This is a genomic window from Pseudomonas sp. QD4 (genome assembly GCF_049199125.1).
Taxonomy (GTDB): domain Bacteria; phylum Pseudomonadota; class Gammaproteobacteria; order Pseudomonadales; family Pseudomonadaceae; genus Aquipseudomonas.
On record NZ_JBLZOM010000001.1, the window covers coordinates 1866153 to 1887475 of the forward strand.

Consider the following 21323-nt stretch of genomic DNA (forward strand, 5'->3'; position numbering starts at 1 on the left):
GCGCCCGATTTTGCCGCGACCTCAGTAGCCGGTCATTTCCAGGTAACCGCTGCCGCCATGGCTGCCACTGAGGCGTACCGGTCCCTCCCAGTAAGGAATGCTCAGGTTCATCCAGGCCTTGGGATTCAGTGCCTGGGTGCTGATATCCAGGCCCCTGGAGCGAATTTTCAGCTGCCAGCGGGTTGGCAAGTCGCGACCGGCGACCCGGGTCAGGTCCAGGGGCAGCAGTTCGATATCATCCTTGTGCAAGGTCTGGGTGCGGCCATCGGCGCTGATCCAGGTGCCGGTCAGGTACGGCTCCCGATCGTTCTCCCGAACCCGAAACAGCATCAGCCGCACGCCACTGTCCAGGTGCAGCGAGAACCAGTCCCAACCGCTCTGCCCGGCCGCCAGTGGCTGGCTGCTCCACTCGCGGTCGAGCCAGGCCGGGCCGCTGACCTGATAGGTCTTGCCATCGATCTGCAAGCTGCCCGCCGCCTGGAAAAACGGCTGGCTGTAGTAATAGGAGGCCTGGCCCTGCTCCGACTTGCGGCTGTAGCCGCCCTCGCCCTGCAACACCAACGGCTGGCTGGCGCGCAATTGCAATTGGTAGGCAAAGCCCGGCCCGCTGGCCTGCACCTGCAGGTGGGCCAGGGGATCGCCGACGGGCGTGAGGCTGCGCAGGCTCCAGTCGTCGATCCAGGCCTGGAACGGCTGGGCACTGACCCCGGCCTGGCCCACCCCGCCCCGGGCCAAACGCTCGGCGGCGTGATGGGCGTCGGCCGACGTAGCCGCCGCGTGCCCCAGCCACACCACCGGCGCGCCCCAGCCGGGCTGCTCGGGGCCGGGCCGCAAGGCGCTGCGAAACAGCGTCCATTGCACGCCGAAGTGCTGGCCTTGAGGGTCCACCAGATCGGCGGTGAGGTACCACCATTCGATGCGAAACCCCTCATGGGCGCCGTGATCGGCGGGAAACCCGAACGTGCGGCCCGGCACCACCTGGGCGAAGTCGGCCGCCTGGTTGCCCAGCCCGGCGAAGCCCTGTTGCGGTGCAGCGGGCTGATCACAACCGCCCAGGCACAGGCTCAACACCAGCAACAGGCGGCATGCCCGATCAATGCTCATCGGCAAACGTCCTCAGCAGGTCCACAGGTTGCGTGCGGTAAAGCGTGAACAGCGGCCAGGCCGACGCCAGCAAGGTGGCCAGCAGCGCCAGCCCCAGCAGTTGCAGCAACTGCCATGGAAACACCCGCAACGGCAGGCGCCAGCCGAAGGCCTGGACGTTGATCACGGTGTCCAGGCACCAGGCCAGGGCGATGCCCAGGGGCAGTGCCAGGACCAGGGTCAGCACCGCCAGCAGCCAGGTCTGGCCCAGGTTGAGCAGCATCAGTTGGCGCCGGGTCACGCCCAGAGCCCACAGCGGCGCCAACTGGCCCAGGCGGCTCTGGCTCTGGGTCAGCAGGCTGATAAACAGCGCCACGCCGGCCACCCCCAGGGTCAGGCTGTTGAGGGCTGCCGTGGCGGCGAAGGTGCGCTCGAAGACCTGGCTCGACCAGCCCTTGAGTTGCACCTGATCGATGATCCGGCTGTCGTCGAGGGCAAACTGCTGGTGCAAGCGGCTGACCAGGGGGCCGATGGCCGACGGCTCGATCCTCAGGTTGAAACGGCTCGGCGTCAGTTGCGGCCAGTGCTGCAACAGGTGCCCGGCGTTGACCAGGATATGGCCCTTGGGGTTGCCGTAGTCGGCGTAGATCCCCACCACCTGCGGCGCCCATTGGCCTTCGGGCACCGGGATCGGCAAGCGGTCGCCGACGCGCACCTTGAGCCGACGCGCCAGCTGTTCGCTGAGCATCAGGCTGTCGTCCCGGGCCAACTGGTCCCAGGGCTGCTCGCCCAGGGCTTCCAGCAGCGGCCAGTGCTGGCGGTAGGTTGGATGGTCGATGACCCCGTACAGCTCCGCCGGCCAGCCCTGCAATTGCAACGGCACCAGCCAGCTGGGCAGCAGCGCTTTTACTTCCGGCTGCGCGGGCAGCCACTGCTGCAGCTCCCGGGCCTGGGCCGGGCTTTGGGGGTTGAGGTACAGCTCGGCGGTCAGGCGCTGTTCGAGCCAGTCAGTGAAGGTCTGGCGAAAGCCCGACGTCATGCTGCCGGCGCCGATATTGGCCGCCAGGGCCAGCAGCAGCGCCATCAACGCCAGGCTCAGTGCCGGCAGTTGCTGACGGCAATCGGCGAAAAACCACTGCCCCAGTACCGAGCGACTGCGCCCCAGCAGGCCGCCGAGCAAGGCATCGAGCAGCACCGGCAATCCCAGGGCCGCCCCCAGCAGCAAGGCCGCCATCAGTACAAAGCCGCTGCTCAGGCTGTCGCCCAGCCACCAGGCCGCGCCCGCCACGGCCAACGCCAGGGCGGCGACCCGGCCCTGGCGCCGCAGCCAGCGGGCGTGGGCCTGATGCCAGGCCTGGGGGTTGGCCAGGGCCAGCAGCGGCAGGCGCGCGGCACGCAGCAGGCTGTTGCCGCCGGCAAGCAAGGCCCCCAACAGGCTCAGGCCGATGCCGCTCAGCCACCACCCGGGGCTCAGGTTCAATTGCCCCGCCACCTCGGCGCCGTACAGCCCGCGCAGGCTGGCAGCGACATCCGGCAGCAACCACCCCGCCAGCAGGTAACCGCTGGCCACCCCGGCAATCCCGCCCAGCAGCGCCAGGCCGCCCAGCTCCACCGCCAGGCAGAAGATCAGCATCCGCGCGCTGACACCGCAGGCACGCAAGGTTCGCAGCAGGCTGCGGCGCTGCTCCAGGGCCAGGCCGATGGCGGCGTGGACGATAAACAGCCCGACCACAAACGACAGAAAGCCCAGGGCATTGAGGTTGAGGTGAAAGCTTTCGGTCAGGCGCGACAAGTCGCTCTCATCGGCGCCCTGCTTGAGCCGCAACTGCCCGGCCAGCTCGGCGGGCAACGGCGGTGCATGGGCGGCGAAGTCCCGGGGCAACAGCAGCCGCGATACTTGCCCCGGCTGGCCCAGCAAGGCCTGGGCAAAACCGATATCCAGCAACAGCATGCCCGGGGCCATGTCGGCCTGGCTGTGCAACGGCGGCAGCACCTGGCCATCCGCCGTCTGCGGCTGCTGGCCCTCGTGATAACCCAGGGCAGCCAGGGTCTGCGGCGCGACCCAGGTGCGCCCGGGCGGGCCGAAAAAGTCGACGATCTGCCGCAGGTCCAGGGCCTTGCCGGCCACCGCGGCCCCGGCCGGCAGCGACAGCGGCTCGATCCCCATCAATTGCAGGCGCACCTGCGGATGTTCCTTGAGCGTAATGCGCCCTTGCAGCACGGGCGATACCGGCCAACCGGCACGGCGCAGGCTGACGAACCAGGCTTGAGTAAAGTTGCCGGCGCTGGCCGTGCCCAGACTGGCCTGGGGCTCGCCGCCGATCAGTTGGCTGGCCCGGGCGTAGCTGTCACGGGCCTGGCTGTTGAGCGCCAGGACTCCGGTCAGCAGGCTGGTGGCCAGCCACAAACCAGTCAGCACACTGAAGAACTGCACCGGGTGCCGCCGCCAATGGCTGAGCAGCGCGCCCAGGGCGCCTGTGAAGACCCCCATCTCAGTGCCCGTCCGGGTCGGCCAGGCGTCCGCCGTGCAACAGCACAATCTGCCCCAGGCGGCTCGCGACCCGCTGACTGTGGGTAACCATCAGCAGGCTGGTGGGGCTGTCGGCCAGCAGGTCGAGCAACAGCTGCAGCACTTCGTCGCTGGTGGCTTCGTCGAGGCTGCCGGTGGGTTCGTCGGCCAGCAGCAGGCCAGGCCTGGACGCCAGCGCGCGGCCGAGGGCGACCCGTTGCTGCTGGCCACCGGACAACTGCTCCGGGTAGCGCCGCAGCAACTCGCCCAGGCCCAGGCGCTCCACCAATTGCGCCTGCCAGCGCGGATCGAAACGCCCGGCCAGGCGCGCCTGGAACGCCAGGTTGTCGTCAACCCGCAGGCTGCCGATCAGGTTGAACTGCTGGAACACCAGGCCCACTTCCGTGCGGCGCCAGTTGGCCAGCTGGTGTTCGTTCATGCGCTCCAGCGGCTGCCCGCCAACGCGAATGCTGCCGCGATCAACCTGATCCAGCCCCGCCACCAGGTGCAGCAAGGTGCTCTTGCCGCTGCCCGACTCACCCATCAGCGCCAGGCTGCCGCCCTGCCCCAGTTGCAAGTCGACACCCTGCAGCACCGCCAACGGCCCCTGGGGCGTGGCGTAACTCTTGAACACTCCTTGTACATCGAGCATGGGCTGAATCGTCCGACCGAAGATGAGGCCCAAGGATAGCGCGTGCAGCGCCCGAGGCCGGTTGAAACATTCGCCGCTCCAGGCAGTCAATGCCTGAGCGCCCATCAACCCGCGCCGCCCCTATCGGCCTGGCGCGGCGGAATATAGTATTGCAGCCCTTTTTTCATTGCAGGAAGCATCCATGACCTACACCAGGGTCCAATTGCAGTACCGGCTGTACATCGCCGCAGGCGCACTGTTGTTTACCGGCGCTTTGATCTCGACCTTTTTCTCTACCCTGAAAATGCTCTATTGGCGCCTGGACAGCTACACCACCATGGCCTCGACTATCAATCGCCCGATCAAGTACTTCGTGTACCTGGTCAACGACAACACCCAGGCGCTGAACTGGTTCTGGGACAACAGCCCGACACCCAGTTTCATCGACCTGAGCTACCCGTCCCACTGGAAATTTTTGCTGATCTACCTGCTGATCTTCGTCGGCGCGGCGCTGTTCGCTACGGGCCGGGGAATGATGCGCAAGGTCGAAGCAGTCGAGCCGCTGATCGAAGCCCAGCTCAAGGCCCCGGTGGAGGAAGGCGTACCGGCCAAGACCCTGCAACAGCTGGAAGACTCGACCCTGGTGGACAAGGCTCCGTCGTTCTTCAGCCAGGTCCGCCTGCTTGTGGTCTGGCCGCTGGGCGCCGCGGCGGTCTACCTGGGCCTACTGTGGATGCTGGGCATCATCTGATGCCCGACGCTGGCGACCGACCAGCCGGCGGAACGAAACGTACTCGCCCGGGGCAATGCGCCCCATCGCTACTGGCCAGCGCCAGCCGCAGGTTGATCACCTTGTTGTGCGGCAGGGCCAGGTCGGAGTCACCCAGCTTCCGGATCAGTTTCGAGGTGTGCGTGGCGCTGAAACCTTCGCCGCTCCAGGCAGTCAATGCCTGAGCGCCCATCAACCCGCGCCGCCCCTATCGGCCAGGCGCGGCGGAATATAGTATTGCGCCCCTTTTCTTCATGGCAGGAAGCACACATGAACTACACCCGCGCCCAATTGAAATACCGGCTGTTCATCGGCGTAGGTGCACTGATGTTCACTGGCGCCTTGATCTCCACCGTGTTTTCCACCCTGCAGATGTTCAAGTGGCGCCTGGACGACTACACCGCCATGGCCGGCACCATCAACCGGCCGATCAAGAACTTCATGTACTGGCTCTACGAAAACACCCGGCCCCTGGACTGGTTCTGGAGTAACAGCCCGGTCCCGGATTTCATTCGGCTCAACAGTTCGCAACACTGGAAATACCTGGTGATTTACCTGCTGATCTTCGTCGGTGCCGCACTGTTCGCCTCGGGCCGGGCACTGATGCGCAAAGTGGCGGCCGTCGAACCCCATATCGAGGCCCAGCTCAGCGCCCCGGCGCAGGACGGCGTGCCGGTGATGACCCGCCAGCAGTTGGAGGACTCGACCCTGATCGGCGACGTGCCTTCGTTCTTTTCCCAGGCGCGCCTGCTGTACGTGCTGCCCCTGGGCATCGCGGTGGTCTTCCTCGGCCTACTGTGGACGCTGCGGGTCCTGTAACGGCGGGTCCAGCAGCTCGTCCGCCACCGGGTACTTGACCACGACCCGGTTGCGGTACAGCAACTCCCGGCGCTCCAACTGCGGGTTCTGGCCCTTGGTCAGCACATCGCGCCAGATCTCGTTCTCACGCAGCACCCGGCTGCCCTCGCGAGTGAAGCGATGGCCGCGCTGGTAGATGTGGTAATTGAAATCCCGCGGCTGCTCGCACAGCAGCTCGCCTTCAAGCTGAGACTCGCCGACCTTCAACTTGAGCTGGAAGGTGCTTGTGCTCGGGTTATGCAGCACCAGGTCGATGTAGTTGTAGAAGATCGCCGCCCCCGAGCCGAATGGCAGCACCCGGCCCTCGTCGGGAAAGGGGTCGAAGCTGTGGTTGGAACGCTCGACCACCACCAGCGGCGAGTGGATCGCCATCCAGTGAATCAGGTTGCTCAACTGGCAGATGCCACCACCGATGCCGCTGCGCGCCTCGCCGAACGACAGCTCCATGCCTTCGACAAACCCCCGCTCGCGGCTTGGGCGACCGACCAGGCGGCAAAACGAAAAGTACTCGCCCGGGGCAATGCGCACCCCATCGATACTGGCCACCGCCAGCCGCAGGTTGATCACCTTGTTGTGCTGCAGGGCCAGGTCGGAGTCGCCCAGTTTGCGGATCAGTTTCGAGGTGTGCTTGATATAGCGGTACGCCAGGCGCTCGCTGCCCGCCTCGGGGCGCGCATAACGCCGGCGGCCAAAGCGCCAGGCCAGGTGCCGCACCAGGCGTTTTTGCCGGACCCGTAGCCAGTACAGGAGCGGGTGATACAGCGACAGGGGTTTCATCGATTGGCCCGCAGCCTTCGTCCGTGAAAAAACTGCGGCATCTTAACGGCAGCGCCCGGCGCAGCCTAGCCCAGCAGTTGGCTGAGCACCGCCCGCAGCTTGCCCGGCTTGACCGGTTTGTTCAGCAGCGGCGCGCCGAGCTGTTGCAGGGCGCGGCGGCACTGGTCGCTGCGGTCGGCGGTGATGATCACCGCTGGCAGCGGCAAACGGAAATGTTCCCGCAGGTTGTGCACCACCTCGCACCCTATGACCCCGTGATCGAGGTGGAAGTCCGCCAGGATCAGCTCCGGCGCCCGCCCTTGCAGAACCTCCAGTGCCCCCGCCTCGTCGGTCGCGGTCAGCACCTCGCAACCCCACTGCCCGAGCAGCGCGGCCATGCTTTCCAGGATGCTGACTTCGTTGTCCAGCACCAGCAGGCGTCGGCCCGGCAACGGGTTGCCGGTGCTCGGCTGCGGCATGGCCAGGCTGATGGGCAGCGGCACTTCGCCAGACAGCGGCACATCGATGCTGAACACCGAGCCGCGCCCTGGCTGGGAACGCACCAAAACCGGGTAGCCGAGGATCTTGGCAATGCGCTCGACAATCGCCAGGCCCAGGCCGACGCCCTTGCGATCGGCCGCGCGGCCGACATCCAGCTGGTTGAATTCGAGGAAGATCGAGTCCAGGCGATCGGCAGCAATACCGCGGCCGGTGTCCCAGACCTCCAGGCGCAGCATGGCCCCACGTCGGCGGGCACCGAGCAGGATGCTGCCGCGCTCGGTATAGCGGCAGGCGTTGCTGAGGAAGTTGCGCAAGATGCGCGTCATCAGCCGCAGGTCGGTGCGCATCGCGAAATCACCGATGCGCGCGCGCAAATCGAGCCCGGTCGCCTCGGCCACCGACTGGAATTCCGAGACCAGCGGCGCCAGCAGTTCATCCAGGCGGTACAGCGCCACATCCGGCTTGACCGCGGCCTGGTCGAGCTTGGAGATATCCAGCAGATCGGTGAGCAGATCTTCGGCGCCTTCCAGGGCCTGGTGCGTACGCTCCACCAGCACCTTTTCGGCAGCGGGCAACTGGCGTTCACGCAGGGTGGAAATCAGCAGCCGCGCGGCATTCAAGGGTTGCAGCAGGTCATGGCTGGCGGCGGCCAGGTATTTGTCCTTGCTGCGGTTGGCGGCTTGCGCGGCGTCCCGGGCATCGCGCAGGGCCTGTTCGACCTGTTCCCGCTGGGCGATCTGCTGCTGCAGGTTACGGTTGGCCTCCAGCAGTTCGTCGGTGCGTGCCGCGACCCGTTGTTCAAGCTGGTCATTGAGTTGTTGCAGGCGCTGCTGGGCCAGTTTGCGCTCGGTGATATCGGCGACGAAGCCTTCCACCAGTTCATCCTGGTCCGGCTTGAGCAACAGGTTCATCAGCACATCGATGCTGCTGCCGTCCTTGCGCCGCAGCTGGGTTTCATAGCCCAGCAGGCTGCGCTGGCGTTGCAGCATTTCGCCTATGGCTTCCAGCTCCGGGGCACCGCCGACAAACAGGTTGCCGGCCAGGTCCGCCAGGGAAAACAGCACCTCCTGCGGGTCCTGATAACCGAGCATCCGCGCCAGGGCCGGGTTGGCGGCGCGCATGCCTTGCAGCAGGCTGCCCTGGAACACGCCATGCACGGCGTTCTCGAACAGCCATTTGTAGCGGTTGCGCTCGGCTTCCAGGTCGTCCAGGCGCGCCGCCAGCTCCGGGTAGTGACTCTTGCGCGCCGAGTGGTTGCCCAGCCCCAGCAGTCCGGCGAGGGCGCGTTGCTGCTCCTCAGAGCGCTTCGCCATACACGACCTCGACGTCACGCTGGCTCGATTCCCGCGGGTTGGTGAGGATGCACGGGTCATCCATGGCGTGCTCCGAGAGGAACGGAATATCCGCGGTGCGCACGCCGTGCAGGCCCAGGGTTTCGTGGAAGCCGATGGCGTGCTTGAGGGCGATCAGGTGTTCGACCAAACGCCCGCAGATCTGCCGATGGTTGAGGCCGCGACAGTCGATGCCGAAGGTCTCGGCAATCACCTTGAAACGCTCCGGGGCCGAGCTGTAGTTGAAGGCCACCACGTGCTCTACCAGCACCGCGTTGCACAAGCCGTGAGGCAGGTCGAGGAAGCCGCCGAGGCTGTGGGACATGGCGTGCACCGCGCCCAGGATGGCGTTGGAAAACGCCAGGCCGGCCTGCATGCTGCCGAGCATGATTTTTTCCCGCAGAGCGATGTCGGTCGGGTTGGCGATCATCTGCACCAGGTTGCCGTTGATCAGGCGCATCGCCTCCAGCGCGTGGGGGTCGGTCAGTGGACCGTGGCCGGTGGAGACAAAGGCTTCAATGGCATGCACCAGGGCATCGATGCCGGTACAGGCGGAGAGGAACGGGTCCATGCTCAGGGTGGTTTCCGGGTCGATCAGCGACACATCCGGCACCACCGCCTTGCTGACGATAGAGAACTTCATCCGTTCCTGCTGGTTGGAGATGATCACGAACTGCGACACATCGGCCGAGGTGCCGGCCGTGGTGGGCACCAGGATCAGCGGCGGGCTCGGCACGCGGATCATGTCCACGCCTTCGAACTCAAGGATGCTGCGCCCGTGGGCGACGACGATGCCGATGGCCTTGCCGCAATCCATCGGGCTGCCGCCGCCGACCGCGACGATCACGTCGCAGCCGTTCTCGCGGTAGATCTCGGCGCCCAGCATCACCTCTTCCACCCGAGGGTTGGGCGAGACCGCGCTGTACAGGCAATAGTCGACGCCCTGGGCCTGCAGGCTGGCCTCGATATCGGCCACCCAACCGGCGGCGATCACCCCGGGGTCACTGACCACCAGCACCTTGCGCGCACCGAAGGTCTTGGCATAGTTGCCGACGTTGTGCCGACAGCCGGCACCGAAGATGATTTCCGGGGAAACGAATTTACGCAGCAGACTGAGATTCTGGCCCATGGGAAGCCTGTTTCTTGTTGTTCTGGAAGATGAACGCCAGCCTAAAGCATCCCGCTGCGAATGCAATCCGACCATCGGGTACCCCTGTAGCCGCTGCCTGACCTACGCCGTGGCAGTTCGAACACCACCCAATGCCTGTCGCCGCTGCCGAGCCGGCGAGGCTGCGCCGGCCCTGAAGCACGCCGTGGAACTGCGGTGGTTCCCGAGCCTGCGGCAGCGGCTACAGCAGGGGCTCAGAGGTGAATGTCCATCCCATCGAACGCGACCTCGATCCCGCGCCTGTCGAGCAGCGCCCGTTCGGCGGAGTCCTCATCGAGGATCGGGTTGGTGTTGTTGATATGAATCAGCACCTTGCGCGCCCTCGCAAAGCCGTCTAGCAGTTCGAGCATGCCGCCAGGGCCGCTTTGTGCCAGGTGACCCATTTCACTGCCCAGTTTGTCGCCGACTTCGCAGACGCGCATTTCATCGTCGCGCCACAGCGTGCCATCCACCAGCAGGCAGTCGGCGCGGCGCATCCAGCCCAGCAGCTCCGGGTCTACCTGGCCCAGGCCCGGCGCATAAAACAAGGTGCCGCCGCTGCGCAGGTCCTCGACAAACAGGCCGATGTTGTCCCCCGGGTGCGGGTTGCCCCGGTGCGGCGAATAGGGCGGCGCGCTGCTGCGCAAGGGGATTGCCCGCAACCGCAGGTGCTCGCAGGCCGGGACGCTGAAGGCCTCGCCCGAGAGATCGATCGGCTGCCAGTCGAGGCCGCCGTTCCAGTGACTGAGCATGTTGAACAAGGGGAAGCCGCTGCTCAGGTCCTGATGGACCATCTCGGTGCACCAGACCTGATGCGGGCAGCCTTCGCGCAGGCTGAGCAGGCCGGTGCAGTGATCGATCTGGCTGTCCAGCAGGACGACCCCGGCAATCGCCGTGTCCCGCAGCTGCCGCGCCGGTTGCAGGGCCGGGAAGGATTCGAGTTGGGCGCGGATGTCCGGCGAGGCGTTGCACAGGATCCAGTCGACGCCGTTGTCGCTCAGGGCAATCGAGGATTGGGTACGGCGCAGGGCGCGCACGCTGCCGTCGCGCACGCCGGCGCAGTTGCGGCAGTTGCAGTTCCACTGCGGGAAGCCGCCACCGGCCGCGGAACCAAGAATGCGGATATGCATGGGCAAGCTCCCGGAATCGAGGAAGACTCCGGCCAACGCAGACGATTGACCGGAGCGGAACGCATCAGCGGTTGGCGAAATACATGGTCACTTCGAAGCCAATACGCAGATCGGTGTACGCGGGTTTATGCCACATGGGTCAATCCTCTTCTTGTGCCGGGCGATTCCGGTAGAGGCATTAATGCACGGGGGGCAACGGGGCCGAATGCTACTTTGGGACAAGCTGGCGGGGTGCGTTGGTAGGGGATGAGGTTGGGGGGCAACGCAAAACGGCGCGGCGTCCACCCAAGACGTCGCGCCGTTTTATTGTGTTCCTCCAGGTCGGAGCGAGGCAGCACCCAACTGCCCTGCTACGACCCTGGCTTTTAGAAAAAGCCCAGGGGATTGATGTCGTAGCTCACCAGCAGGTTTTTGGTCTGCTGGTAGTGGTCGAGCATCATTTTGTGGTTCTCCCGACCCACGCCGGACTTCTTGTAGCCACCGAACGCGGCGTGGGCCGGGTACAGGTGGTAGCAGTTGGTCCACACGCGACCGGCCTTGATCGCCCGGCCCATGCGGTACGCGCGGTTGATGTCGCGGGTCCAGAGGCCGGCACCGAGGCCGAACTCGCTGTCGTTGGCAATCGCCAGGGCTTCGGCTTCGTCCTTGAAGGTGGTCACGCCCACCACCGGGCCGAAGATTTCTTCCTGGAACACGCGCATTTTGTTGTGGCCCTTGAGCAGGGTCGGCTGGATGTAATAGCCGCTGGAGAGGTCGCCCTCCAGGTGCTCGGCAGCGCCTCCGGTGAGCAGCTCGGCGCCCTCCTCCTGGGCGATTTTCAGGTACGAGAGAATCTTGTCGTACTGCTGTTCCGACGCCTGGGCACCGACCATGGTTTCGGTGTCCAGCGGGTTGCCGCGCTTGATCTTGACGATCTTCTTCATGACTTCAGCCATGAAGGGTTCGTAGATCGACTCCTGGACCAGCGCCCGCGACGGGCAGGTGCAGACTTCGCCCTGGTTGAAGAACGCCAGCACCAGGCCTTCGGCAGCCTTTTCAATAAACTGCGGCTCGGCCTGCATGATGTCTTCGAAGAAGATGTTCGGTGATTTTCCGCCCAGTTCCACGGTGGACGGAATGATGTTCTCGGCCGCGCATTTCATGATGTGCGAGCCCACCGGCGTGGAGCCGGTGAAGGCGATCTTGGCGATACGCGTGCTGGTGGCCAGGGCCTCGCCCGCTTCGCGACCAAAGCCCTGGACGATGTTCAGCACCCCGGCCGGCAACAGGTCGGCAATCAGCTCGGCGAACACCATGATCGACAGCGGCGTCTGCTCGGCCGGCTTGAGCACCACGCAGTTGCCGGCGGCCAGGGCCGGGGCGAGTTTCCAGGCGGCCATCAGCAGCGGGAAGTTCCACGGGATGATCTGCCCGACCACGCCCAGGGGCTCGTGAAAATGATAGGCGGCAGTGTGTTCGTTGATCTCGGCGGCCGAACCTTCCTGGGCGCGGATGCAACCGGCGAAATAGCGGAAATGGTCGGCAGCCAGGGGCACGTCGGCATTCAGGGTTTCGCGGACGGCCTTGCCGTTGTCCCAGGTTTCGGTGATCGCCAGGATCTCCAGGTTCTGCTCGATACGGTCGGCGATTTTCAGCAGCACCAGGGAGCGGTCCTGGGCCGAGGTCTTGCCCCAGGCGTCAGCGGCGGCGTGGGCGGCGTCCAGGGCCTTTTCCACATCTTCGGCACTGGAGCGGGGGAATTCGGCGATCACTTCACCGGTGACCGGCGAGGTGTTGCTGAAGTACTGGCCATTGACCGGGGCCACGAACTCGCCGCCGATAAAATTGCCATAGCGCGGCTTGAAGGAAACGACAGCGCCTGGGGTTCCGGGTTGTGCGTAGATCATGCTGGGCCTCTGCTTGGGTCGAAGCCTGTCGGTCAACAGGCGATACCCCGATGGTAGAGAGCCCCGGGCCCCAGACGAATGCGCCGTTGGCAGGGGGACTCTCGTTATTTGGTAGTAGGGCGGGGCCGCTTGCGGCCCAGTTGCAAGCCTGGAGCTGCAAGCGGCAAGTGTGGAGCGGAACGCAGTCAGCTTGCCGCTCGCGCCTGCTGCACATCCAAAGCGCTACACCAAAAGCTCGTTACTTGCAGCTTGTAGCTCACTACTGCTTCACCAAAGCCTTGGGCAATTTGAAGGTCCAGAGCATGCCGCCCTGGTTGAAGTCCTTGACGCGCTTGGCCACTTCCCCGCCCCACAGCGGCACCGCGCCGCCCCAGCCGGAGAGCACCGAGACGTATTGCTCGCCGTCCATTTCCCAGGTCACGGGCGAGCCCAGGACCCCGGAGCCGGTCTGGAACTCCCAGACTTTCTCGCCGGTCTTGGCGTTGAAGGCCTGGAGGAAACCTTCCGGGGTACCGGTGAAGACCAGGTTGCCCTTGGTGGTCAGGACGCCGCCCCACAGAGGCGCGTAGTTCTTGTGGCGCCAGACTTCCTTGCCGCTGACCGGGTCGATGGCCCGCAGCACGCCGATGTAGTCCTCATTCAGCGGCTTGATGGTAAAGCCCGCACCGAGGAACGCCGCGCCCTTCTTGTAGGCGATACCTTCGTTCCAGATGTCCATCCCCCACTCGTTGGATGGCACGTAGAACAGCCCGGTGTCGCGGTTGTAGGCCATCGGCATCCAGTTCTTGGCCCCGAGGAAGGCCGGGGCGACGAACACCGAAGAACCCTTGGCCTCGCTGCCCGGGGCGCCCGGACGGCTGGCTTCGTTGTAGATCGGCCGGCCGTTTTTATCCAGGCCGGTGGCCCAGGTGATCTTGTCGACAAATGGGAAGCCGCGGATGAACTTGCCGTTGGTGCGGTCCAGCACGTAGAAGAAACCGTTGCGGTCGGCGGTGGCCGCCGCTTTGATTTCCTTGCCGCCTTCCTTGTAGTTGAAGGAAATCAGCTCGTTGACGCCGTCATAGTCCCAGCCGTCGTGGGGCGTGCTCTGGAAGTGCCATTTGATGCTGCCGTCGTCCGGGTTCAGGGCCAGGCGCGACGATGAGTAGAGGTTGTCGCCGGGGCGCAGGTGGGAGTTCCACGGTGCCGGGTTGCCGGTGCCGAACAGCAGCAGGTTGGTTTCCGGGTCGTAGTAGCCCCCCAGCCACGGCGCCGCACCGCCGGTCTTCCACAGGTCGCCGGGCCAGGTCTTGCCGGCCTCGCCACCGGAGATGCCGTTCTCCACCGCCTTGCCGTCCTTGTAGACGTAGCCCATATGGCCCTCGACCGTGGGCCGGGTCCACAGCAGGTCGCCGTTTTTCGGGTCGTAGGCTTCGATCTTGCCGACCACGCCGAACTCGCCACCGGCGACCCCGGTGATCAGCTTGCCGTTGATCACAATCGGGGCGGCGCTGATGGAATAGCCTTCCTTGTGGTCGGCGACTTTCTTGCTCCACACCACCTTGCCGGTGTCTTTGTTCAGGGCCACCAGCTTGGCGTCCAGAGTGCCGAAGAACACCAGGTCGCCATACAACGCCACGCCCCGGTTGATCACGTCGCAGCAGGGGCGGATGTCATCCGGCAGGCGCGCGTCGTATTGCCAGAGCTTCTTGCCGGTGCGCGCATCCACGGCGAACACCCGCGAATAGGAGCCGGTCATGTACATCACCCCGTCCTTGATCAGGGGCTGGGCCTGCTGGCCGCGCTGCTTCTCGCCGCCGAACGAAAACGCCCAGACCGGCCGCAGCTCCTTGACGTTGTCGACGTTGAGGGTGTCCAGCGGGCTGTAGCGCTGACCCTGGACCCCGAGGCCGTTGGTGACGATCTGCTCGGGGTTCTGCGGGTCCTGGAGGATTTCCTGATCGGTGACACCAGCCAGCGCCGTACCGGACAGCAGCATGGCGCTGAGCAACAGGCTCACGGCGAAGGACGGGCGACGTGCGGGATGGGACATGGCGGCTACCTCTGCGGTTTTTTGTTGTACCCGGGAAATTTTCCCGGTCTGGCGCAGATTCTTGGTCCCGGCCCGCTTCCCAACAATTACCCGCAGTACGGAGTTTTCTAGTTCCTTGGTGGGGGGTGAATGTAAGAGCGCGGCTGTGAACACTCCTGTGGCGAGGGCGCTTGCTCCCGCTCGGCTGCGCCGCGGCCGTAAAACCTGGGTACGGGTTGCATCAGGCAGACTCCATGCGCCGGGGTTGGGGTTGCTTTGCAACCCAGCGGGAGCACGCGCCCTCGCCACATGAAGCCCTTCAGCAGCGCCAACACCTTCGTCACAGAAAAAGCCCTCGGCGCCTGGACTACTGCGTGTCCACACGCCGCAACTGTTGCCGCTCATAACGCGGGTACAGGTGGCTGACGCTGCGGATCAGCTCGTAACGGCTCAGGCTGATGCCGGCAAAACGCTCGGGGATGGGGCGGCGGATCATCTCGGCCATGTCATCGCCCTGGGCCGCGCCGTCGCGCATCAACTGGTCGAGCCAGCCCAGGTAATCGCGCATCTGGGCAAAGGGCGCGGCATCGCTGGCCAGCGGCCCGTGACCGGGGACGATCAGTTTCCAGGGCAGGCCCTGCAAGGTGTCCAGGTCCTTGAGCCAAACGTCCAGCCCGGGGCTGTTGGGGGTGGTCAGGGCGCGCTGGTAAAACACCAGGTCACCGGCGAACAACACCCCAGTTTTTTCATCCAGGATCGCCAGGTCCGCCCCGGTGTGCCCGCCCAACCCCAGCAGGCGCAACGGGTGGCCACCGATGTTCAGGGTGCCGGGCTCCAGCACCTGGGTCGGCAGCACCACCTCGGTGCCGCGCATCCAGTCGCCCACCATGCGGTACATGTTCTCGGCCATGGCATCGCCCTGCTGGCGCAGCAGGTCGGTGGTGCCGGCCAGGGCGCCGATCGGCACGTCGGCGAAGGCCTGGTTGCCCAGCACATGGTCCGGGTGATGGTGGGTCAGCAGCACCTGGATCACCGGCTTGTCGGTGGTCGCGGCGATTGCCCGGCGCAGGGCTTCGCCATAGCGCCGGGAAGGCCCGCTGTCGATCACCACCACCCCGCTGTCGGTGACGATAAACCCGGTATTGACGATATTGCCGCCATTGTTCTTGGCGAAGTTGTCGGTGCTGCCCTCAAGCAGCCAGGTGCCTTCGGCGATCTGCCGGGGCTTGAGGTGGTAGTCCAGCTCGGCCCACGCCGGCAGGCACAGGCTCAGGCACAACAGCAGTATCCAGCGCATGGCGCGCTCCCTTGTTCAGCGAATGGGGTGCGGCAATGGGCTCAGGGAATCGCTGCCTCGAACTCATTGCCGCTGTTGTCACGCAGCAGCAGGCGGGTCTGCCCGGCGCCCTCGAGGTCGAACCCCAGGTTGGGGTTTTCGCTGACCGCCGGAAACAGCTCCAGGCGCGCCAGCACCTGGCCCTGGGCGTCCTGCAGTTCGGCGTGGTTGAGGAAGAATTCGGGGATGCCGCTGACCATGCCGTTGTCCATCGGGTGCGCCACCTGCAAACGCAGGCGGCTGGAGTCGCCGCGGGGGTAGCGCCCGCCCAGGACTTCGCCGATGTGCTCCTCCCAGCCGGGCTGGGTGCGCACCACACTGGGCGCGGTACAACCGCCGCCGGCGGCGTCGATCAGGGTCGAGCCGACGTGCCACAGGCCGTCGCGGGTCTGCACCGCCGCCCGCAGCGGCGTGGCCTGCTCGATACGGATGCGGATCGACAACCAGGGCTGTACCCCGGGCCCGGGCTGGAAGTCGACAATCTTCGGCAACGGGTTGAGCTCGGCCCAGGCGAGGATCTTCACCACCTGCCCCGCGAAGGCCCGGGCGTCGATCTCCAGCGGCACCTGCCGTGCATCCTCGGCAAAGGGCGGCGCCAGCAGCTTGACCCGGTCATCGAAAACAAAGGGCGCATCGCCGAGCATCTGCTTGTGGTAGAAGGCCCACATCACCGAGGGCACCGGGTCCTTGCCCGGGTCGACCGTCGCCGCCTGGCCTGCCAGGGGCAGCCAGCAGATCAGCAGCCAACTCGCTCGCCAGTTCATCACACGCTCCTATTGATACATCTGCGGGACTTCGTAACGCAGGCCGTAGCCGGCGTAGAGCGCCTTGAGCGTGCCGTCGCGGATCAGCCCTTCCAGGGCCTCTTCCACGGCGTAGGCCAGCTGGCGATTGCTTTCATGCACCGCCATGCCGATCTCCCACAGCTGCTTGCCCATGTTCGGGTAGGCGTTTTCGGCGAGCGCCAGTTGCGGGTCGGCGGCCTGGTGCACCTGCCAGTCGATCTCGCCGCGCATGGCCATGACGGCGTCCACCTCGCCGGCTTTCATCGCGGCAAAGGCCTGGCCGACATCGGGGTAATGATGGGTCTTGGCACTGAGCATGCCGTTGAACACCGAGGTCAGGTAAAACGACGGCACGCTGTCGACCTCGACCCCGATCGGGTGCTGCTCGAACACCGCCACGCTGGCCACCGAGTCCAGGCGGCGCCGGTCATAGGCCACCTGCCAGCACTCGCTCTGGTACGGGCCGAACATCACCACATGGTCATTGTTCAGTTCCCCCAGCTCGTTGCGTTTTTGCGCGTAGTCATGGTCGTAGGGCACGCGCATCATCAGGTCGGCCAACTGCTGGTTGCGCAGCTGGCTGCCGCGCCAGATGTAGTCGCGCAGGTCGTCGTCGAGTTTTTCCCCGGGCGGCGCCCAGATCAGTTGCAGGCGTACGCCCAGGGCCTTGGCCAAGGCTTGCGCCAACTCGACGTCGACTCCCTTGGCCTGGCCCTGGTCCTCGAAGCTGTAGGGGGCGAAGTCCTTGTAGACAGCGACCTTCAATTCGCCGTCGGCGATCATCTGGTCGAAGGTGCGCACCTGCGCCTGCGCCGCCTGGCAGCACAGCAGCAGGCCGGTCAACAGCGCGGCAAACAGGCGCATGGCGCTTACTCCTCGACGTGCACGCTGTCCAGGTAAGTGCGCACCGCCCACAGGGCTTCCTGGCTCAGGTAGTCGGCCATTTTCGGCATGTACACCCGGCCGTCACGCACGGCGCCATGGCGCACGCGTTCGACAAACCACTCATCGCCGGCTTCGCCGACATCGAGCATGCGCAGGTCAGGGGCGATACCGCCGGACTTGGCTTCAAGGCCATGGCAGGCCGCGCAGTTCTGGTTGTAGGCCGAGGCGCCGATTTCCACCGCCTTGTCGTGTTCCGCGGAGGTGCGGTACGGGTTGACCGCCGCCCAGCCGTCGCCATCCACGGTCACGCCTGCGTCCTTGACAGGGGTCAGGCCTTTGGTTTCCACCGCCTGCGGCACCACGTTGCCATGGGCCCAGACCGCACCGGTACTGATCAACCCGGCCAGGAGCCCTACCGCGAGCAAGGCGTTGCGTTTTGTTGTCATTGTTATGCCCTCAAGATTGCACGCAAGACCTCTCTACAGAGGCTATGCCGCCATCTTATGAACACCCCCGCGCCAGCCGTATGCTGCTTTGGTGGTCGGCCCCTACTCCCTTGGTAGTAGGGCTTGTGGCGAGGGCCTAAATCATGTGCCGCCTGGGAACTTTTCCCGGCAAGGGCGGGACTTTTTCCGTATCTGCAAAACCGGCGGCAACCCACCCTATGCAGGCCAAAACCTCCACTGGGAACTGCAACCATGACAATAAGATCGCTACCCGCCCTTTCGCCCCTGACCCTGTCTGTGCAAGCCTTTTTGCTGGTCAGCAGCCTGTCGCTGACCTCGGCCGCCGTGGCCGCCACCGCCCCGGCGGCGCCTGCCACCAAGAACGTGACCTGGGAAGACATCGCCAACGATCACCTGACCACCAAGGACGTGCTGCAGTACGGCATGGGCACCAATGCCCAGCGCTGGAGCCCCCTGGCCCAGGTCAACGACAAGAACGTGTTCAAGCTGACCCCGGCCTGGTCCTACTCCTTCGGTGACGAAAAACAGCGCGGCCAGGAATCCCAGGCCATCGTCAGCGACGGCGTGGTCTACGTCACCGGTTCCTATTCCCGGGTGTTCGCCCTCGACGCCAAGACCGGCAAGCGCCTGTGGACCTACAACCACCGCCTGCCGGACAACATCCGTCCGTGCTGCGACGTGGTCAACCGCGGGGCGGCGATCTTCGGTGACAAGATCTACTTCGGCACCCTCGATGCGCGCCTGATCGCCCTCGACAAAAACACCGGCAAAGTGGTGTGGAACAAGAAATTCGGCGACCACAGCGCCGGCTACACCATGACCGGCGCCCCGGTGCTGATCAAAGACAAGGTCACCGGAAAGGTGCTGCTGATCCACGGCAGCTCCGGCGATGAATTCGGCGTGGTCGGCCAACTGTTCGCCCGCGACCCGGACACCGGTGAAGAGGTGTGGATGCGGCCCTTCGTCGAAGGCCACATGGGCCGCCTGAATGGCAAGGACAGCACCACCACCGGCGACGTCAAGGCGCCGTCCTGGCCCGATGACAAGACCACCGAAACCGGCAAGGTCGAAGCCTGGAGCCACGGCGGCGGTGCCCCCTGGCAGAGCGCGAGCTTCGATGCCGAAACCAACACCATCATCGTCGGCGCCGGCAACCCCGGCCCGTGGAACACCTGGGCCCGGACCTCGAAAGACGGCAACCCCCACGACTACGACAGCCTCTACACCTCGGGCCAGGTCGGCGTCGACCCGAGCACCGGCGAGGTCAAGTGGTTCTACCAGCACACGCCGAACGATGCCTGGGACTTCTCCGGCAACAACGAGCTGGTACTGTTCGACTACAAGGACAAGGACGGCAAGGTGGTCAAGGCCACCGGTCACGCCGACCGCAACGGCTTCTTCTACGTCGTGGACCGCAACAACGGCAAACTGCAGAACGCCTTCCCCTTCGTCGACAACATCACCTGGGCCAGCCATATCGACCTGAAGACCGGTCGCCCTGTGGAAAACGAAGGCCAGCGTCCGGCCAAGCCATTGCCGGGTGAAACCAAGGGCAAGCCAGTGGAAGTCTCGCCGCCGTTCCTGGGGGGCAAGAACTGGAACCCCATGGCCTACAGCCAGGACACCGGGCTGTTCTACATCCCGGGCAACCAGTGGAAGGAGGAGTACTGGACCGAGGAGGTCAACTACAAGAAAGGCTCGGCCTACCTGGGGATGGGGTTCCGCATCAAGCGCATGTACGACGACCACGTCGGCACCCTGCGTGCGATGAACCCGACCACCGGCAAGGTGGTGTGGGAGCACAAGGAACACCTGCCGCTGTGGGCTGGGGTATTGGCGACCAAGGGCAACCTGGTGTTCACCGGCACCGGGGACGGTTTCTTCAAGGCCTTCGACGCGAAAACCGGCAAGGAGCTGTGGAAGTTCCAGACCGGCAGCGGCATCGTTTCGCCGCCGATCACCTGGGAACAGGATGGCGAGCAGTACATCGGCGTGACCGTGGGTTACGGCGGCGCAGTACCGCTGTGGGGTGGCGACATGGCTGAGCTGACCAAGCCGGTGGCGCAAGGCGGTTCGTTCTGGGTGTTCAAGATCCCGAGCTGGGATACCAAGACCGCCCAGCGCTAACCGACGTGTGGCGAGGGCGCTTGCTCCCGCCGGGCCGGGCTGGCGTACCAGCGCGCAGCGGCCCCGAAACCCGCCCACACGCTAGCTCAGGCATAGCGCGTGGGCCGGGTTCACCACGGCTACGCCCCGGGGCGCCGGCCAGCCCGCGCCCTCACCACACCCGCCTTCACTCCAGCCGGAGAACCGCACCATGAACTATCTGCCACTGGCCCTGCTGCTGACCCTCTCCCCTGCCTTCGCCGTGAATGTCGACGACGACGGCAACGATGTCCCCCTGACCATCAACGGTTGCCTGATCGACGAATCCAGCCAGTGCCCTGGCGCCAACTTGCGCGGGGCCAACCTGGCCAACCAGGACCTGCGCAAGATGAACCTGGCCGGCGCCGACCTGCGCGATGCCGACCTGCGCCATGCCCAGCTGGACCTGGCCAACCTGGAAAAAGCCCAGCTGCAAGGCGCCAACCTGACCCGCGCCAGCTTGCAGCAGAGCAACCTGCGCCTGGCGGACTTCACGGGCGCCAAGCTGATGTCGATTCAGGGCTGGGGGATGTTTGCCCAGGGGGCGCAGTTTCAAAACGCCAATTTGAGCGGTGCCTATCTGCAATTTGCCAGGTTGTCCGGGGCCAAGTTGCACCAGGCCAATCTGCAGGCTGCCGACCTGGAAATGACCTGGTTGAGCAAGGCGGATTTGCAGGGGGCGGATTTGCGGGATGCCAATCTGCAGGAGGCCAAGTTTGGCGAGAGTAATCTGGAGCGGGCGAACCTGAGTGGGTCGCGGCAGCATTATGCGAATTTTCAGGATGCGAATATGGAGGGGTGTGGGGGGTGTCCGGGGAGTTGGGATAAGTAGGGGGTCGGTCGGGGGATTTGGGATTGGGGGCAGATCCGTTGCTGCGGTTGTGGCGACTATGGGTTCCGCCCTTACGGCGGGTCACTTTGGAAAAGCCGGAATGCCGGCCCAGCCCAAAGTAACCAAAGGGCTCTTGCCCCACCACTTGGTGCCTCGCCTAGGCTCGGCATGCCCTCACTCCGGCATTGATCCGTGGGCCGCCGCGATGGGGCCAACCCGGCCCCCCCCCGCTAAACCCCGGGGCCGGCCGGGTGGCCCCCG

Annotated in this window: 18 protein-coding genes and 1 pseudogene; 4 read left to right on the top strand and 15 right to left on the bottom strand. The window is 65.3% G+C overall.

What is annotated here, in order from left to right; all coding sequences use genetic code 11:
• Positions 1–21 precede the first annotated feature (21 nt).
• From ACOZJV_RS08145 to ACOZJV_RS08155, 3 genes are read right to left on the bottom strand one after another with little or no spacing between them, the layout of a single operon-like run.
• The gene (locus tag ACOZJV_RS08145) at positions 22–1104 is read right to left on the bottom strand and encodes a lipocalin-like domain-containing protein (RefSeq protein WP_421547305.1); all 1083 of its coding nucleotides are present in this window, start codon (positions 1102–1104) and stop codon (positions 22–24) included.
• Complete coding sequence (locus tag ACOZJV_RS08150) at positions 1094–3574, bottom strand: FtsX-like permease family protein (RefSeq protein ID WP_421547306.1); 2481 nt, start codon at positions 3572–3574, stop codon at positions 1094–1096. Before ACOZJV_RS08150 ends, ACOZJV_RS08145 begins: the two co-directional genes overlap by 11 nt.
• Position 3575: 1 nt before the next feature.
• Positions 3576–4244, bottom strand: a complete 669-nt coding sequence (locus tag ACOZJV_RS08155; protein ID WP_201130360.1) for an ABC transporter ATP-binding protein — start codon at positions 4242–4244, stop codon at positions 3576–3578.
• 181 nt (positions 4245–4425) lie between these two features.
• Between ACOZJV_RS08155 and ACOZJV_RS08160 the strand changes: the two genes are divergently transcribed.
• Positions 4426–4974, top strand: a complete 549-nt coding sequence (locus ACOZJV_RS08160) for a YniB family protein (protein ID WP_421547307.1) — start codon at positions 4426–4428, stop codon at positions 4972–4974.
• A 12-nt stretch (positions 4975–4986) separates the two neighbouring features.
• Here the strand turns inward: ACOZJV_RS08160 and ACOZJV_RS08165 are convergent.
• Positions 4987–5134: pseudogene (locus tag ACOZJV_RS08165) on the bottom strand (vancomycin resistance protein); the annotation flags it as partial.
• Between the two features lie 128 nt (positions 5135–5262).
• Here ACOZJV_RS08165 and ACOZJV_RS08170 point away from each other — a divergent pair.
• Entirely contained in the window at positions 5263–5811 is a 549-nt protein-coding gene (locus tag ACOZJV_RS08170; protein WP_078473720.1) for a YniB family protein, read from the top strand.
• Here ACOZJV_RS08170 and ACOZJV_RS08175 read toward each other — a convergent pair.
• The 11 genes from ACOZJV_RS08175 to pedF all read right to left on the bottom strand — a co-directional run bounded on the left by ACOZJV_RS08175 (position 5785) and on the right by pedF (position 18064).
• Entirely contained in the window at positions 5785–6627 is an 843-nt protein-coding gene (locus tag ACOZJV_RS08175) for a VanW family protein (protein WP_201130359.1), read from the bottom strand. The genes ACOZJV_RS08170 and ACOZJV_RS08175 overlap by 27 nt on opposite strands.
• A 65-nt stretch (positions 6628–6692) precedes the next feature.
• Complete coding sequence (locus ACOZJV_RS08180) at positions 6693–8420, bottom strand: NahK/ErcS family hybrid sensor histidine kinase/response regulator (protein ID WP_421547308.1); 1728 nt, start codon at positions 8418–8420, stop codon at positions 6693–6695.
• Positions 8404–9567 (bottom strand): alcohol dehydrogenase-like regulatory protein ErcA, encoded by a 1164-nt coding sequence (gene ercA / locus ACOZJV_RS08185; RefSeq protein ID WP_078473723.1) that lies wholly within the window; start codon positions 9565–9567, stop codon positions 8404–8406. The genes ACOZJV_RS08180 and ercA overlap by 17 nt, the downstream gene beginning before the upstream one ends.
• Positions 9568–9800: 233 nt before the next feature.
• Entirely contained in the window at positions 9801–10715 is a 915-nt protein-coding gene (gene pqqB, locus ACOZJV_RS08190) for a pyrroloquinoline quinone biosynthesis protein PqqB (protein ID WP_421547309.1), read from the bottom strand.
• 64 nt (positions 10716–10779) lie between these two features.
• Positions 10780–10851, bottom strand: a complete 72-nt coding sequence (gene pqqA, locus ACOZJV_RS08195) for a pyrroloquinoline quinone precursor peptide PqqA (protein WP_011060521.1) — start codon at positions 10849–10851, stop codon at positions 10780–10782.
• A gap of 229 nt (positions 10852–11080) precedes the next feature.
• Positions 11081–12601 carry an aldehyde dehydrogenase family protein gene (locus ACOZJV_RS08200; RefSeq protein WP_078473725.1) on the bottom strand — a complete coding sequence of 507 codons (1521 nt, stop codon included), beginning with the start codon at positions 12599–12601 and terminating at the stop codon, positions 11081–11083.
• A 259-nt stretch (positions 12602–12860) separates the two neighbouring features.
• Complete coding sequence (locus tag ACOZJV_RS08205; RefSeq protein WP_078473726.1) at positions 12861–14633, bottom strand: PQQ-dependent methanol/ethanol family dehydrogenase; 1773 nt, start codon at positions 14631–14633, stop codon at positions 12861–12863.
• A gap of 346 nt (positions 14634–14979) precedes the next feature.
• Positions 14980–15909, bottom strand: a complete 930-nt coding sequence (locus ACOZJV_RS08210) for a quinoprotein relay system zinc metallohydrolase 1 (RefSeq protein WP_421547310.1) — start codon at positions 15907–15909, stop codon at positions 14980–14982.
• Between the two features lie 41 nt (positions 15910–15950).
• The gene (locus ACOZJV_RS08215) at positions 15951–16712 is read right to left on the bottom strand and encodes a quinoprotein dehydrogenase-associated SoxYZ-like carrier (protein ID WP_078473728.1); all 762 of its coding nucleotides are present in this window, start codon (positions 16710–16712) and stop codon (positions 15951–15953) included.
• 9 nt (positions 16713–16721) lie between these two features.
• Positions 16722–17597, bottom strand: coding sequence for a substrate-binding periplasmic protein (locus tag ACOZJV_RS08220; RefSeq protein ID WP_078473729.1), 876 nt, complete (start codon positions 17595–17597; stop codon positions 16722–16724).
• A gap of 5 nt (positions 17598–17602) precedes the next feature.
• Positions 17603–18064, bottom strand: a complete 462-nt coding sequence (gene pedF, locus ACOZJV_RS08225) for a cytochrome c-550 PedF (RefSeq protein ID WP_020299999.1) — start codon at positions 18062–18064, stop codon at positions 17603–17605.
• 252 nt (positions 18065–18316) lie between these two features.
• On the opposite strand from pedF, the gene exaA reads away from it, so the two are divergent.
• Complete coding sequence (gene exaA / locus ACOZJV_RS08230; RefSeq protein WP_078473730.1) at positions 18317–20212, top strand: quinoprotein ethanol dehydrogenase; 1896 nt, start codon at positions 18317–18319, stop codon at positions 20210–20212.
• A 190-nt stretch (positions 20213–20402) separates the two neighbouring features.
• Positions 20403–21062, top strand: a complete 660-nt coding sequence (locus ACOZJV_RS08235; protein WP_078473731.1) for a pentapeptide repeat-containing protein — start codon at positions 20403–20405, stop codon at positions 21060–21062.
• Positions 21063–21323 lie beyond the last annotated feature (261 nt).

Bases quoted from the DNA above. Each gene is read 5' to 3' on its own strand.
- ACOZJV_RS08145 (WP_421547305.1), bottom strand. From the start codon at position 1,104: ATGAGCATTGATCGGGCATGCCGCCTGTTGCTGGTGTTGAGCCTGTGC.
- ACOZJV_RS08150 (WP_421547306.1), bottom strand. From the start codon at position 3,574: ATGGGGGTCTTCACAGGCGCCCTGGGCGCGCTGCTCAGCCATTGGCGG.
- ACOZJV_RS08155 (WP_201130360.1), bottom strand. From the start codon at position 4,244: ATGCTCGATGTACAAGGAGTGTTCAAGAGTTACGCCACGCCCCAGGGG.
- ACOZJV_RS08160 (WP_421547307.1), top strand. From the start codon at position 4,426: ATGACCTACACCAGGGTCCAATTGCAGTACCGGCTGTACATCGCCGCA.
- ACOZJV_RS08170 (WP_078473720.1), top strand. From the start codon at position 5,263: ATGAACTACACCCGCGCCCAATTGAAATACCGGCTGTTCATCGGCGTA.
- ACOZJV_RS08175 (WP_201130359.1), bottom strand. From the start codon at position 6,627: ATGAAACCCCTGTCGCTGTATCACCCGCTCCTGTACTGGCTACGGGTC.
- ACOZJV_RS08180 (WP_421547308.1), bottom strand. From the start codon at position 8,420: ATGGCGAAGCGCTCTGAGGAGCAGCAACGCGCCCTCGCCGGACTGCTG.
- ercA (WP_078473723.1), bottom strand. From the start codon at position 9,567: ATGGGCCAGAATCTCAGTCTGCTGCGTAAATTCGTTTCCCCGGAAATC.
- pqqB (WP_421547309.1), bottom strand. From the start codon at position 10,715: ATGCATATCCGCATTCTTGGTTCCGCGGCCGGTGGCGGCTTCCCGCAG.
- ACOZJV_RS08200 (WP_078473725.1), bottom strand. From the start codon at position 12,601: ATGATCTACGCACAACCCGGAACCCCAGGCGCTGTCGTTTCCTTCAAG.
- ACOZJV_RS08205 (WP_078473726.1), bottom strand. From the start codon at position 14,633: ATGTCCCATCCCGCACGTCGCCCGTCCTTCGCCGTGAGCCTGTTGCTC.
- ACOZJV_RS08210 (WP_421547310.1), bottom strand. From the start codon at position 15,909: ATGCGCTGGATACTGCTGTTGTGCCTGAGCCTGTGCCTGCCGGCGTGG.
- ACOZJV_RS08215 (WP_078473728.1), bottom strand. From the start codon at position 16,712: ATGAACTGGCGAGCGAGTTGGCTGCTGATCTGCTGGCTGCCCCTGGCA.
- ACOZJV_RS08220 (WP_078473729.1), bottom strand. From the start codon at position 17,597: ATGCGCCTGTTTGCCGCGCTGTTGACCGGCCTGCTGCTGTGCTGCCAG.
- pedF (WP_020299999.1), bottom strand. From the start codon at position 18,064: ATGACAACAAAACGCAACGCCTTGCTCGCGGTAGGGCTCCTGGCCGGG.
- exaA (WP_078473730.1), top strand. From the start codon at position 18,317: ATGACAATAAGATCGCTACCCGCCCTTTCGCCCCTGACCCTGTCTGTG.
- ACOZJV_RS08235 (WP_078473731.1), top strand. From the start codon at position 20,403: ATGAACTATCTGCCACTGGCCCTGCTGCTGACCCTCTCCCCTGCCTTC.